This is a genomic window from Pseudomonas sp. YA1 (genome assembly GCF_058680555.1).
In genome coordinates this window covers 108,956-122,169 of the sequence record NZ_JBZWBG010000019.1, presented here as the reverse complement: position 1 = coordinate 122,169, position 13,214 = coordinate 108,956, and the positions used below count along the sequence as shown (strand labels likewise).

Here is a 13,214-nt window from a genome sequence, read left to right as displayed (position 1 = left end):
GACTGCCATGCTCCCTCCCGCCAGCCCCCATCCACCGCAAGAAGAACGGCCAGCGTGCCCGACGGCCTCGATAGGCAAACCCCGCGTCGAGCATGGAAGCCGGCTCCGGCAATGGCTTCGCCTGTGCCTGGGCAATGCCCAGGATGCCGCCGATTTCGCCCACGGCACCTTCGTGCGCGTGTTCGCCTGGCGTAGCGCCGAGGCCTTCCGCGAACAGTGCTGCTACCTGAGCGCGAGCGTCCGGGCGCTGATGAGCGACAGCTTCCGCCGCTGCGCCACCGAGCAGGCCTATCTGGACAGCCTGGCCGCGCGGCCGGAGCCGCTGGACATTCCAGCGCAAACGCGACTGTCGATCCTGGAGACCCTGACTGCCATCGACCTCGCCCTCGACGGCATGGGCGAGCGTACCCGCCAGGTGTTCCTCGCGGTACAGCTCGAAGGGCTTACCTACAGGTCGGCCGGCGAGCGCCTGGGCGTCTCGATGACCACCGTGGAGAACCACATGGTTCGCGCCATGACCCGCTGCCTGTTGCTCTGCAAGGACTGACCATGGAACTGGAGATCGAGGTGCTGGAGGCCGCCGCCACCTGGTACGTGCGCTTCGGCGCGGAACCGCCGAACGATGGCGAGCGCCAGGCCTGGCGCGAATGGCTGGAGGCCGACCCGCGACACCGTCGGGCCTGGGAGCGTATCGAGCGCTTGCAGGGCCAATGGGCGGCGCTGCCGGCGGAGACCTCCCTGCACACGCTGGCAGGCGTGCATGCGCGGCGCCGAGCGCTGCTCAAGACGCTCGCCCTGCTGGCCTGCGCCGCGGGTAGCGGCTGGCTGGCGAGCGGCGGCCTGCCTTACCGTGCGCTCCTCGCCGGGGAGCGCACGGGCGTCGGCGAACGCCGCCAACTGCGCCTGGCGGACGGTACCCGGGTCGACCTGAGCAGCGCCACCGCGCTGGACCTGGCCTACGACGAAAGCCTGCGCCAGGCGTACCTGTGGCGGGGCGAGATCCTCGTGGAAAGCGCGCAGAGCGCTCGCCCGTTCCTCGTGCACACCGCACAAGGCAGCGTGCGCGCGCTGGGAACCCGTTTCAGCGTGCGTTGCGAGGGGCCGCGCACGCGCGTTTGCGTCCTCAGCCATGCAGTGGAGCTACGCCCGTTGCAAACGCCGACCCGGCCGATGCGCCTGCCAGCCGGCCAGCAGGCTCTCTTCGACGAGCGACGCGGCTACTCGTCGACGCCCTTGCGCGAAGGCGAAGGCAGTTGGACGCAGGGCGTGCTGACGGTGGTGGACTGGCCGCTGGGCGAGTTCATCGCCGAGCTGTCCCGCTATCGCGCCGGGGTGTTGCGCTGCGCCGCCGAGGTGGCGGAGCTGCGCCTTTCCGGCACCTACCGCCTGGACCGGATCGACGCGGTCCTGCAAAACCTGGGCAAGTCGCTGCCCGTGCGCGTGCGCTACCTGACGCGTTACTGGGTCACCGTCGAGTCGGTCTGAAGGACAGACGCAGAACAACGTCGCGGGCTTGCCGATGGTCATTCTTGTTCGGCCAACACATGAAGCAGCCGCGGACGTTGCCAAACAGGAAAATCTGATGTCGCATTCCCTTCCGGGTTCCTGCGCACTACGTCCGGCTCATCGTTACCGATGCGTTTCCCTGCCTATGCGCCCGAGTTCTCGGCCAGGGCCTGGGAGGGGGCTTCGGCACGACCTGTCCCACGCCTGCGCCAGACCGGCCAGGTGGACGAGGCCCCGCTCGCAGCAGCGACGGCAGGAGGGCTCTTGGCTGTCGCTGCGCCAGCGTGACGAAGCTGGCGGCGCCGAGGATTCCGATCTGCGCTACCCTATGCCGCGTTTCGCCCGGCCTCGCCGGGCTTTCCGGGCAGCGCCTCGGCGGCGCGCCCTCGACCATGCAAGGACAACCCATGGAAGCGGTCTCCGTCTCGCAGCATCTGGCTGCTCTGTTCGAATCCCACCGGATCGACTGCGTCGTGCACGGCGAATGGGTGGCGCCAGCCGGGCGGCTACCGGCGATTCGCGCCACCTGGTATGCGGGGGAGAAGACCGGACGGCTGGACGTCGATGTGCTGCTGGAGGACGAGCGCCAGTTGCAGGAAGCCTTCGCCGGCATCGGCAGCGGCGAGGGCGGCTTGCAGGACGCGTTGCGTAACTTCGCCTCCAACTCTTTCCACGTGCTGCTTTCCGCGCTCTGGGGCCAGGCCGAGGAGGACCAGGTGATGGTGGAGAGCTGGGAGATCGGCGAGCGGCGTTTCGAGGTGCATATCGGCAACCTCGGCCTGCGCGGCGCCGAGGGCAAGGCGCCGCCGCTGCCGGCCGGGCTGTTCCCGAGCATCGAGCGGGCGATTCGCGCCGAGCCGCTGGACGCGCGCCTGCACTGGTTCCGGCATTTCTTCTGTGCCTTCGGCAACCAGCGCACGGTGGAGGCGCTGTTCGACAACCAGCCGTGGGAGGCCGGCATGCAGAACCTGGCCGCTCTCGACTGGCAGGATTCGCAGGGCTACTACAGCGTGCGCAACTTCCTCATGCTCAAGCCACTGGCGTAGGCCGCCGCGTCGCGAAGCCCGCAAGGCGGAACCGGACGATGGCGGCTCCATCCATGTCAGGTCGCCCTTCGACGAGTTCGACCCCTACCACAAGACCAGCACTGCGACGATCCTGCGGCCCCTGGCTGACGGCACGATGCAGATGTCGTTCTTCATCGGCAAGCGGCGCCACGACTTCCAGATGAGGCGCGCGCAGGACTGACGCGCCGCGCGTTCAGCCGAGCAGGGCGGCCACCTGCTCGGCCGTGGCCTTGGCCGACTGCGGGTTCTGCCCGGTGACCAGGCGGCCGTCGACCACCACCTTGCTGGTGAACGGCAGCAGGCTTCTTTCGTAGAGCGCGCCGCGTCGTTTCATTTCTTCCTCGACGTTGTACGGCACCTTGCGGGCGACCCCGGCGAGCACTTCCTCGATCCAGGAGTAGCCGGTCAGGCGGCGCCCGGCGACCAGCAGGCGGCCATCGTCCAGGCGTGTGTTGAGCAGGCCGCAATAGCCGTGGCAGACCGACGAGACGATGCCGCCGCGCTGGTAGATCTCGCGGGTCAGGCGCTGCAGCCCGGCGTCGTCGGGGAAGTCCCACATCACGCCGTGGCCGCCGGTGAAATAGATGGCGTCGAAGGCCTCCGCGTCGACCTGCTCGGGAGCGGCGGTGTCGGCCAGCAGCGCCAGGCGCGCCTCGTCGGCCAGCCAGGCCTTGGCGCTGGCGTCGGCGTGGGGCCAGCCGAGGGCGCGCGGCTCCAGCGGCGACTCGCCGCCGCGGGGGCTGACCAGGCGTTGCTGGTAGCCCCGGGCGGCGAAGATCTCGTAGGCATGGGTCAACTCCGACAGCCACAGCCCGGTGGGCTGGGTCGGATCGGCATAGTGGGCGACGTTGGTGACGACGTGCAGGATGCGCTTGGTCATTGGGTTGACCTTCCTCGGTGAGTGATCCCTTCGGCAGCCGGTTTCGGCAGGCTGTCCGGGTGGGTTGGCGTCACTCTAAGATTCAAGTCGACTTCAAGGTCAAGCGTCGGAAAGCCGCTGCTCCGCCGGCGTGGAAGAGGCCCCCCGCGAGCGGGTTTGCCGTGGACGCCCGACCGTCTGTGGAGGGCCTTCCTCGCGCAGGCGCTCCAGCACGCGCTGGGTGTTTTCCGTGCACTGCAGGCCGTCCGGCTTGTTCTCGATGCTTTCGATGGCCACCAGCAATTGTGCCTTGTTCTGTTCCAGGCGTCGTTGCAGGGCCTCGATCTCGGCCACCTTGCGGCGCAAGCCTTCGAGCAGCTCGCCGTGCTGCCAGGCGCCGTCGCCGCTCGGCAGCAGGCGAGCGATCTCCTCCAGGGAGAAGCCGGCGCCCTGGGCGCCGGTGACCAACTCCAGGATCCACACGGTATCTGCCGCATAGTCGCGGTAGCCGTTGGCCTTGCGCTGCGAGCGGATCAGGCCGCTGGCCTCGTAGAAGCGGATGCGCGATGTCGCCAGGCCGGTGAGCTTGGCCAGTTCGCCGATTTTCATGTCGCACCTCGAAACGCGTTGACCTTCAAGCCTACTTCAAGCCTAGGGTGGTTTCACGGCCGGGCGACGAACTCGCCTCCATCGACGGGTTCGCCAGGCCGCATGGGCGCTACCGCCGGTCGCGTTTTCCTCGTCCAGGCGGCGCAACGCAGGCGGCTTTCTACTCTACACAGGGGACGGCGGCCGCAGGGTGGCGCCGTTGCCTGCATCCACACCGATCGGGAGAAGCGACATGGGTTACGTGACAACGAAGGATGGCGTCGAACTCTTCTACAAGGACTGGGGGCCGCGCGACGCCCAGGTGATCTACTTCCATCATGGCTGGCCACTGAGTTCCGACGACTGGGATGCGCAGATGCTGTTCTTCCTCGCCGAGGGCTTTCGCGTAGTGGCCCACGACCGCCGTGGCCACGGTCGTTCCAGCCAGGTCTGGGACGGCCATGACATGGACCACTACGCCGACGACGTGGCGGCGGTGGTCGAGCGCCTCGGGGTGCGCGGGGCGATCCATGTCGGCCATTCCACCGGCGGCGGCGAGGTCGTCCACTACATCGCCCGCTATCCCGACGACCTGGTGCCGAAGGCGGCGATCATCAGCGCGGTACCGCCGCTGATGGTGAAGACCGAGGGCAATCCGGGCGGCCTGCCGAAGAGCGTCTTCGACGATCTCCAGGCGCAGCTCGCGGCCAATCGCGCGCAGTTCTACCAGGACATTCCCGCCGGCCCGTTCTATGGCTACAACCGTCCCGGGGCGCAGCCCTCGGAAGGGATCGTCCGCAACTGGTGGCGGCAGGGCATGATGGGCGGCGCCAAGGCCCACTACGATGGGATCGTGGCCTTTTCCCAGACCGACTTCAGCGATGACCTGAAGCGCATCGACATCCCGGTGCTGGTGATGCATGGCGACGACGACCAGATCGTGCCCTACGAGAATTCCGGCGTACTCTCGGCGAAGCTGTTGCGCAACGGCACGCTGAAGATCTATCCGGGGTTCCCGCACGGCATGCCGACCACCCAGGCCGAGGTGATCAACGCCGACCTGCTGGCCTTCATCCGCGGCTGAGCGCGCCGGGTGCCGGGGCGCGCTCCCGGCACCCGGTCGGGGCTCAGGCGGCGCGGAAAAAAAAGCGTTGACCTTGAAGTCGACTTCAATCTTATCGTCGGGCCACTGTCCTCATGAGGTAGGCCCATGAACCTGTTCGACACGCTGACGCTTCCCAACGGCTCGACCATTCCCAATCGCCTCGCCAAGGCCGCCATGGAGGAGAACATGGCCGATGCCGCGCAGGCCCCCTCCGAACGCCTGATGCGCCTCTACCAGGCCTGGGCCGACGGCGGCGCCGGGCTGCTGATCAGCGGTAACGTGATGGTCGACAGCCGTGCCATGACCGGCCCCGGCGGGGTGGTCCTGGAAGACGACGCGCAACTGGAGAAGTTCCGCCGCTGGGCGCGCATCGGGCGTTCCGCCGGCGCGCAGTTCTGGTTGCAGATCAACCATCCCGGCCGGCAGATGCAGGCCAATCTCGGCCAGCAGGCCTGGGCGCCCTCGGCGGTGCCGCTGGAACTGGGCGGGATGTCCAGGCACTTCGCTACGCCGAAGGCGATGGACGAGGCGATGATCGCCGAGGTGATCCAGCGGTTCGCCCGCAGCGCCGGCCTGGCCGAGCGGGCCGGCTTCAGCGGGGTGGAGATCCATGCCGCCCACGGTTACCTGCTCAGCCAGTTCCTCTCGCCGCTGAGCAACCGCCGCAGCGACGCCTGGGGCGGCTCCCTGGAGAATCGCGCGCGCCTGCTGCTGGAGATCGTCCGGGCGGTGCGTGCCGAGGTTGCCCCTGGCTTCGCGGTGGCGGTGAAGCTGAATTCCGCCGACTTCCAGCGCGGCGGCTTCAGCGCCGACGATGCCCGCGAGGTGGTACGGATGCTCGATGGGCTGGGCGTCGACCTGGTCGAGCTGTCGGGCGGCAGCTACGAGGCGCCGGCCATGCAGGGCGAAGCGCGCGACGGGCGGACCCTAGCCCGCGAGGCCTACTTCGTCGAGTTCGCCCGCGACATCCGCGCGGCGGCGCGGATGCCGGTAATGGTCACGGGCGGCATCCGCCGGCGGCCGGTGGCCGAGCAGGTGCTGGCCAGCGGGGTGGACATGGTCGGCATCGGCACGGCGCTGGCGATCGAGCCGAACCTGCCGCGCGACTGGCGCGCCGGCAAGGACTCGGCGCCGCAGTTGCGGCCGATAACCTGGAGGAACAAACCCCTGGCCTCGCTGGCGAACATGGCCGCGGTGAAGTTCCAGTTGCGCAAGCTGAGCCGGGGCAGGGCGACCAACCCACGGGTGTCGCCGCTGTGCGCGTTGCTCGCGCAGCAGGCCGGCGCGCTCCTGCAGACCCGCCGTTACCGGCGGCTCATGCGTTCGCGCGCCGAAGCCTGAGCACCGTCAGCGCCTCAGGCGCCGTTGCGGTCGAGTTCGGCCAGCTTGCCCGGCAGGCCGAACCAGGCGTCGTGGTCGTCGGGCGCCGGCTTCTTGCGGGTGATCTGCGTCCAGTTGGGATGCGCGGCGAGTTCGCCATTGAGGGCGATGAACTGCCGTTGCCCGAGCGGCACCTCGTCCTCGGCGCGAATCGCGGCGACCGGGCATTCCGGCTCGCAGAGCGCGCAGTCGATGCATTCATCGGGGTGGATGACGAGGAAGTTGGGGCCTTCGTAGAAGCAGTCCACGGGACAGACTTCCACGCAGTCGGTGTGTTTGCAGCGGATGCATTCTTCCAGCACGACGAAGGTCATGATCGTCCTCCCTGGCTCAGGCGTTCGTAGCGGCGGGCGTCGCCAGCCGTTCCAGGCGCGCCGGCACGTACTTGTGCCAGGGCGTGCCGGCGAGGAAGTCGCGCTGGGTGCAGTCGGTCACCTCGTTGGGCGCCACGCCCCGGCGCACCACCTCGCCCTCGGCGTTGCGGTAGTCCAGGCCCTGGCCGTTGGGCAGGGAGATATTGCCCGGCTGCATCATGTCGCTGATCTCCACTTCCGCCTCGACGTCGCCGCGGCGGGTCACCACGCGCAGCACCTCGCCGTCGGCGCAGCCCAGCGCCTCGGCGTCCTGCGGGCTGATGCGCAGGGTGCCGTAGCGCCCGCGGCGGTGCCAGCCGGTGTCGCGCACGGCGGTATTGCTGGTGTCGCTGCGCCGCTCGCCGGCGGCGAGGATGAACGGGTAGGCCGGATCGTGGGGTGGCGCGCTGTGGGCGAGCTTGGCCAGTTCCGGCAACAGTTCGGGGATGTGCAGGTTTATCCGCTGTTCGGGACGGGCGACGGCCTGCCAGCTTTCGGCGTAGGTGGTTTCGGCGAAGACCACCCCGGAGGGGTTGTCGAGCATGGCCTGGAACAGGCGGTCGGCGGCCAGCGGCGGCAAGCCGTCGAAGCCGGCGCGGGCAGCGGTCTTGCGGTTGTTCAGCACGTGCAGTTGGCAGATGCCCCAGATCGCCGCGGCCGCTTCCATGCCGGCGGGCAGGGTCGGGCCGAGGGTACGGTAGAGCAGGACCGGCGCGTATTTCATGACCTTGGGGCGGGTCGCCGCGGCGGCGAGGAAAGCCGCCGAGAACGCCTTGCGCCCGAGCTTCAGGGCCAGGCGCAACGGCCGGTAGTCTTTCTCGCCGAGCACGCCCATGGCTTCCAGCAGGCGGGCGTGGATCTCCGCTTCCGGCAGGGTGCCGGGGCGCGCCGGGAACAGCGGCGCGCGCAGATGGAAGGCGTTGCGCGGGAATTCCAGGTTGAAGAAGGTCGCCTCGGCTTTTTCGAACTGGCTCGCCGCCGGCAGCACGTAGTCGGCGTGGCGCGCGGTCTCGGTCATGGCCACGTCGATCACCACCGACAACTCCAGGGCGCGCATGGCTTCGCGCATGCGCTGGCTATCGGCCAGCGAATGCAGCGGGTTGCCGGTCTCCACCAGCATGGCGCGATAGCGCTTGGGATGGTCGGTGAGGATTTCCTCTGGAATCACGTTGCAGGGAATCAGGCCGATGATGATCTTGGCATTGGCCACCGGGCTGCGCTTCTCGACGCGTGGCGCGCCCTTCTTGCCCATCGAGGTATCGCCCTTGCTCGCCTTGGACAGCGAGAGGAAGGGCACGAAGGCGTTGCTGGTGCCGGGGCGCCCGTAATGGCCGGTGAGCAACCAGACCAGGCGTTGCAGGTAGCTGCCGAGGGTCGAGTGCAGGTTCATCTGCATGCCCAGGTCTTCCAGCGCCGATACGCTGCTGGCGCTGGCGATACGCCGGGCGGCGGCGCGCAGCTTGTCTTCCGCCACCCCGCAGGTCTCGGCGCAGTAGGCCACCGGGATGGCGTTCAGTTCGTCGACGATGTGCTCGTAGCCGCTGGTGTGTTCGGCCAGCCAGTCGCGCGCCAGCAGCCCGTCCTGGACGATGATCCCGACCAGCGCCGCCAGGCACCAGGCGTCGGTGCCCGGACGGATCTGCAGGTGGAAGTCGGCCAGGGCGGCGGTTTCGCTCAGGCGCGGGTCGATCACGATGATCGAGCGTGCGGGGTCCTTGGCCATGGCGTTGAGCAGCACGCGGGCGCGGGCGAAACCATGGGATTGCCAGGGATTCTTGCCGATCAGGATGGCCACCTCGCAATGCTCGAAGTCGCCGTGCACGCCGGTACCGAACATCTTGCCCTGGACCCAGAACTCGCCGGTCTTTTCCTGGGCCAGGGCGTTGGAGCGGTACTTCACCCCGAGGGCCTTCAGCGTGCTGTCGCCGTAGGCGCCGCCGAGGTGGTTGCCCTGCGCGCCGCCGCCGTAGTAGAGGATGCTTTCGCCGCCATGCCTGCGCTTGATGGCGAGGAACTTCTCCGCCACCTCGCGGATCGCCGTGTCCCAGTCGATGGCTTCGTAGCTGCCATCGGGGCGCCGGCGCATCGGCGTGTCCAGGCGGTCGGCGCCGTTCTGGTAGTAGTCCATGCGCTGCGATTTCTCGCAGACGTAGCCCTGCGAGGCGGGGTGGTCGTCATCGCCGCGGATCTTGCTGATGCGGCCATTCTCGGTCTGCACTTCCAGCCCGCAGTTGAGGCTGCAGAGGATACAGGCGGTCTTCTTCCATTGCGGGGACGGCGTAGTCACGGTGTGTTCCTCGTTGTTGTCGTTGCCGGCGCAACCTGGGGCGCACCCCAGCCGTGCGGGCTTCGTTCTTTCGGGACTGCCTGACGCTGTGCTGCAAGGACGACGCGCGGGCGGCACACGGAACCCCGTCGTATCGGCCTTTCCCTCTCATGCTCGACGCTTCTACAGTTCCGAATCGGAACTTACTATGCGGGCGCTGATATGGGACCCGTCCGTAGTGCTGGTTTGTCCGATCCTGGCAGGAGCGCGCCGGGTCCATGACCTTTTCGGCCGGATACTAAGTTCCAATTTGGAACTGGTCAAGCTCCGAAGCGGCCCCCTAGAATGGACGGAGGTTTTTCCGGGAGAACCCCATGAAATGGCAAGAAGTCGGCGAAACGCCCTGTTCGATGGCGCGCAGCCTGGCGATCCTCGGCGACCGCTGGACGCTGCTGATCCTGCGCAACTGCTTTCTCGGCATGCGCCGCTTCGATGAGTTCCAGGCCAGCCTCGGGGTCACCCGTCAGGTACTGGCCGACCGCCTGAGCCGGCTGGTGGAGGCGGGCGCGCTGAAGAAGGTGCCTTACCAGGAGCGACCGCCGCGCTACGAGTACCGCCTCACCGAGATGGGCCACGACCTGCATCCGGTGCTGCTGGCCCTGGCCAACTGGGGCGACCGCTGGCTCGACGAGGGCCGCGGCGCTCCGGTGGAGTACGTGCACAAGGCCTGTGGCCACAAGTTCCGGCCGACCATGGTCTGCCCGGAGTGCGGCGAGCCGGTGGGGTCGCGCGATGTGACGGCGGTGCCGGGGCCGGGGTTCGCGGCGATGGCTGGCAAGCTCGCGCAGAACTGAATCCGCGCGCGCTCTGCCAAGGGCGGGCCGCGACCCGCTCGGTTCGCTCAGCCGGCCTTGCGGAAGACGAACATCAGCCCCACCACGATCAGCCCCATGCCCAGCAGGCTGAGCCAGCCGAGGCGGTTGCCGAAGACCATGAAGTCCATGATCGCGGTCACCGCCGGCACCAGGTAGAACAGGCTGGTGACGTTGACCAGGTTGCCCTGGGCGATCAGCCGGTAGAGCAGCAGGGTCGCGCCCACCGAGACCACGACGCCCATCCATAGCGCGGGGACCAGGAAGCCGGCGTTCCATTCGAACTCGAACGGCTGGAAGGCCACGAACGCCAGGCACAGGCCGAGGCCGGCGAGGTACTGTAGGGGCAGGGTGCCCAGCGGGTTCTCGCGGATGCCCTTCTGCATGATCGAGCCGCCGGTGACGCCGGCCAGCGCCAGCAGTGCGCAGAGGATGCCGGCCGTGGACATCCCGGCCAGGCCGATGCCCTGGTAGACCACCAGCACCAGGCCGGCCAGGCCCAGCAGCAGCCCGAACAGGCGCGCCGGCGACTGCCGGCGTTCGAGGATGACGGCGGTGAGGATCGGTTGCACGCCGAGGATGGTCGCCATCATGCCGGGAGTGACCTGCAGCTTCAGCGAGAAGATATAGAAGATCGGATAGATCCCCAGCATCACCAGGCCGGTGAGCAGGGCCTTGCCGCGCTCACGCGCGCTGCGCGGCGTGCGCAGCCTGAGCAGCGGGGCGAGCGGCAGCAGGCAGGCGAGGGCGATGCCGAAGCGGAACACCAGGAAGGCGAACGGCGAGGAATGCGCCAGGCCCCATTTCGAGGCGATGGCCCCGCTGCTCCAGAGCAGGACGAAGAGGCTGGTGCTGGCCAGGCCGGCCAGTGCGGATTTGTTCAGTGCAAACATGGATCTGCCACCTTGTAGTCGGGCATGCCGCGGGCTCGGGCCGGCGGCGGACGGCACGCCTCGGCAGCGGATGGCGCTGCTTGCGGCGGGCTGTGGAAGAGAGTTGGGGCGCTACCGCGCTCGTCAGGGACTGACGCCCGGCGGCGGGCAGGCGGCCGAACCGGGAGGGGGAGGCGGAGGCGAGGCGACTACAGGAGGGGAAACGCAGCCCAGGCTGGCGCACGGCTGGAGCGCGCCGACCTCGCCGGTGGCTACCGGAAGGGCGGGGAGCGAGCTGTGCGAGCGCTGGTTCATGGAGGCTATCCGGTCGATGAAGACAACGAGAGGGACTATAGCGGGCCGTCCGGGATTTGACGAGCCTGTGGGCGAGCCTTGCGCTAAAACGCCAGCCCGGCGACAAACCGGGCCGGCGCCGGGCTTCACTTGCCGGTCTTCACCGTGTTCCAGGTGCGCGTGCGCACGCGGTCGATCTTCTGCGGCATGGATTCCAGGGCGAACAGCTTGGCCATCTTCTCCTGCGGCGGGTAGATCGCCGGGTCGGCCTTGATCTCGGCGTCCACCAGCGGGTCGGCGGCCAGGTTGCCGTTGGCGTAGTGCACATGGTTGCTGATCGCGGCCATCACCTCGGGACGCAGCAGGTAGTTCATGAAGGCGTAGCCGGCCTTCTCGTCGGGCGCATCGACCGGCATCGAGACCATGTCGAACCACAGCGGCGAGCCTTCCTTCGGCGTCGAGTAGCGCACTTCCACGCCGTTGTTGGCCTCCTTGGCGCGGGTCGCGGCCTGCAGGATGTCGCCGGAGAAACCGACCACCATGCAGATCTCGCCGTTGGCCAGGTCGCTGACGTACTTCGAGGAGTGGAAGTAGCGGATGTACGGGCGCACCTTCAGCAGCGCCGCCTGGGCCTGCTTGTAGTCGTCGGCCTTCTGGCTGTGGTGTGGCAGGCCGAGGTAGTTGAGGGTGATGGGCAGCAGCTCGGGGCCGTTGTCCAGCACCGCCACCCCGCACTTGCTCAGTTTCTGCATGTATTCGGGCTTGAAGAAGATATCCCAGGAGTCCAGCGGCGCGTCGTCGCCGAGCACCGCCTTGATCTTCGCCGGGTTGTAGCCGATGCCGGTGGTGCCCCAGAGGTAGGGGAAGCCGTACTGGTTGCCCGGATCGTTGACCTCCAGGGCCTTGAGCAGCACCGGGTTGAGGTTCTTCCAGTTGGGCAACCGGGACTTGTCCAGCTTCTTCAGGGCGCCGGCCTGGATCTGCTTGGCCATGAAGTGGTTCGACGGGAATACCACGTCGTAGCCGGATTGGCCGGTCATCAGCTTGCCGTCGAGGGTCTCGTTGCTGTCGTAGACGTCGTAGGTGGCCTGGATGCCGGTTTCCTTGGCGAAGTTCGCCACGGTTTCGGGAGCGATGTATTCGGACCAGTTGTAGATCTTCAGGTTGTCCGCGGCGAGGGTTGCACCGCTGCCGCAAGCGAGGGCGAGGAGGGTGAGGGAAGCGATGCGGGTCTTCATTGTTGTAGGTGTCCTGTCGGCTGACGACAGCGTCGGCGACGGACTGGTTCGCCGCCGGCGCTCAGGGGGCGCCGGCAACGCTGGCCGGCACCCGGGTTTTATCCCGCGTTGCCGGAAGCGAGGAAAGGGGCGGCTTTTACCTGCGGGCCCGCAGACAGTAGGCGGCACCGCAACGGGGCGTCGCTCCGCCTGCCTGCCTCAACTCAGGGCGACCTTGACCCCGAGGGCGATCAGCAGGCCGCCGAGCAGCTTGTCCACCACCCCCTGGGCCCTGGCCAGGCTGCGGCGCACCACCGCGCTCTGGATCAGCACCACCAGCAGCGGCCACCAGAGTACGGCGAGGCCGACGATGATGCCGGCGTACCAGAGCTTCTCGGCGAAGCTGGAGTCCAGGCTCAGCACCTGGGTGAACACGGCGAGGAAGAACAGCGTGGCCTTGGGGTTGAGCAGGTTGCACAGGTAGCCCTGGAGGAACGCGCTCCAGTGGCCGACGCGCTGCACGCCGCCGACCGCCAGGTCGAGCGTGCCGCCGCCGCGCGAGCGCAGGGCCTGGATGCCGATCCAGATCAGGTAGACCGCGCCGGTGTACTTCAGCGCGTTGAACAGCCACGGCGTGGTGGTGATCAGCACCGCCAGGCCGGCGACGCAGTAGGCCATGTGGGTGGCCACGCCGAGGATCACCCCCAGCGAGGTCATCATCGCCGCCGAGCGCTGGTAGCGCGCCGCGTTGCGGATGATCAGGAAGAAGTCCGGGCCGGGCGAGAGCATGCCCAGGGTGGCGAGGGTGGCTACGAAGAGCGAGGTTTCCAGCATG

Annotated in this window: 13 protein-coding genes; 6 read left to right on the top strand and 7 right to left on the bottom strand. The window is 68.1% G+C overall.

Annotated elements, in window-relative coordinates; translation table 11 throughout:
- Positions 1 to 7: 7 nt before the first annotated feature.
- The 3 genes from AC4OR5_RS24680 (at position 8) to AC4OR5_RS24670 (ending at position 2,552) form a co-directional block, all read left to right on the top strand.
- Positions 8 to 547 carry a sigma-70 family RNA polymerase sigma factor gene (locus AC4OR5_RS24680; protein WP_079976658.1) on the top strand — a complete coding sequence of 180 codons (540 nt, stop codon included), beginning with the start codon at positions 8 to 10 and terminating at the stop codon, positions 545 to 547.
- Between the two features lie 2 nt (positions 548 to 549).
- On the top strand, positions 550 to 1,485 hold the full coding sequence (locus tag AC4OR5_RS24675) for a FecR domain-containing protein (protein WP_058160148.1): 936 nt from the start codon (positions 550 to 552) through the stop codon (positions 1,483 to 1,485).
- A gap of 428 nt (positions 1,486 to 1,913) precedes the next feature.
- The gene (locus tag AC4OR5_RS24670) at positions 1,914 to 2,552 is read left to right on the top strand and encodes a DUF6348 family protein (RefSeq protein WP_004344329.1); all 639 of its coding nucleotides are present in this window, start codon (positions 1,914 to 1,916) and stop codon (positions 2,550 to 2,552) included.
- A 214-nt stretch (positions 2,553 to 2,766) separates the two neighbouring features.
- Here AC4OR5_RS24670 and AC4OR5_RS24665 read toward each other — a convergent pair whose 3' ends face one another.
- Positions 2,767 to 3,453 carry a type 1 glutamine amidotransferase domain-containing protein gene (locus AC4OR5_RS24665; protein WP_003131041.1) on the bottom strand — a complete coding sequence of 229 codons (687 nt, stop codon included), beginning with the start codon at positions 3,451 to 3,453 and terminating at the stop codon, positions 2,767 to 2,769.
- A 99-nt stretch (positions 3,454 to 3,552) separates the two neighbouring features.
- Positions 3,553 to 4,041, bottom strand: coding sequence for a MerR family transcriptional regulator (locus AC4OR5_RS24660; RefSeq protein WP_003110523.1), 489 nt, complete (start codon positions 4,039 to 4,041; stop codon positions 3,553 to 3,555).
- Between the two features lie 232 nt (positions 4,042 to 4,273).
- Between AC4OR5_RS24660 and AC4OR5_RS24655 the strand changes: the two genes are divergently transcribed.
- Positions 4,274 to 5,104, top strand: a complete 831-nt coding sequence (locus AC4OR5_RS24655) for an alpha/beta fold hydrolase (protein ID WP_058160147.1) — start codon at positions 4,274 to 4,276, stop codon at positions 5,102 to 5,104.
- A gap of 126 nt (positions 5,105 to 5,230) precedes the next feature.
- Positions 5,231 to 6,466 carry an NADH:flavin oxidoreductase/NADH oxidase family protein gene (locus tag AC4OR5_RS24650; protein ID WP_003114387.1) on the top strand — a complete coding sequence of 412 codons (1,236 nt, stop codon included), beginning with the start codon at positions 5,231 to 5,233 and terminating at the stop codon, positions 6,464 to 6,466.
- A 14-nt stretch (positions 6,467 to 6,480) separates the two neighbouring features.
- Here AC4OR5_RS24650 and fdxA read toward each other — a convergent pair whose 3' ends face one another.
- Entirely contained in the window at positions 6,481 to 6,819 is a 339-nt protein-coding gene (gene fdxA, locus AC4OR5_RS24645) for a ferredoxin FdxA (RefSeq protein WP_003090580.1), read from the bottom strand.
- A gap of 16 nt (positions 6,820 to 6,835) precedes the next feature.
- Positions 6,836 to 9,145, bottom strand: coding sequence for a molybdopterin oxidoreductase family protein (locus AC4OR5_RS24640; protein ID WP_003090579.1), 2,310 nt, complete (start codon positions 9,143 to 9,145; stop codon positions 6,836 to 6,838).
- A gap of 353 nt (positions 9,146 to 9,498) precedes the next feature.
- Between AC4OR5_RS24640 and AC4OR5_RS24635 the strand changes: the two genes are divergently transcribed.
- Positions 9,499 to 9,978: a winged helix-turn-helix transcriptional regulator gene (locus tag AC4OR5_RS24635; RefSeq protein ID WP_003090577.1), complete on the top strand. Its 480-nt coding sequence runs from the start codon at positions 9,499 to 9,501 to the stop codon at positions 9,976 to 9,978.
- 47 nt (positions 9,979 to 10,025) lie between these two features.
- On the opposite strand, the gene AC4OR5_RS24630 is transcribed toward AC4OR5_RS24635, so the two are convergent.
- From AC4OR5_RS24630 to AC4OR5_RS24620, 3 genes are all read right to left on the bottom strand, one after another.
- Entirely contained in the window at positions 10,026 to 10,889 is an 864-nt protein-coding gene (locus tag AC4OR5_RS24630) for a DMT family transporter (protein WP_058160146.1), read from the bottom strand.
- Positions 10,890 to 11,308: 419 nt separating this feature from the next.
- A complete protein-coding gene (locus AC4OR5_RS24625) occupies positions 11,309 to 12,400 on the bottom strand; it encodes a polyamine ABC transporter substrate-binding protein (protein ID WP_003114385.1) in 1,092 nt (363 codons plus the stop codon).
- Positions 12,401 to 12,598: 198 nt separating this feature from the next.
- Positions 12,599 to 13,213, bottom strand: a complete 615-nt coding sequence (locus AC4OR5_RS24620; protein ID WP_003114384.1) for a LysE family translocator — start codon at positions 13,211 to 13,213, stop codon at positions 12,599 to 12,601.
- Position 13,214: the final 1 nt, after the last annotated feature.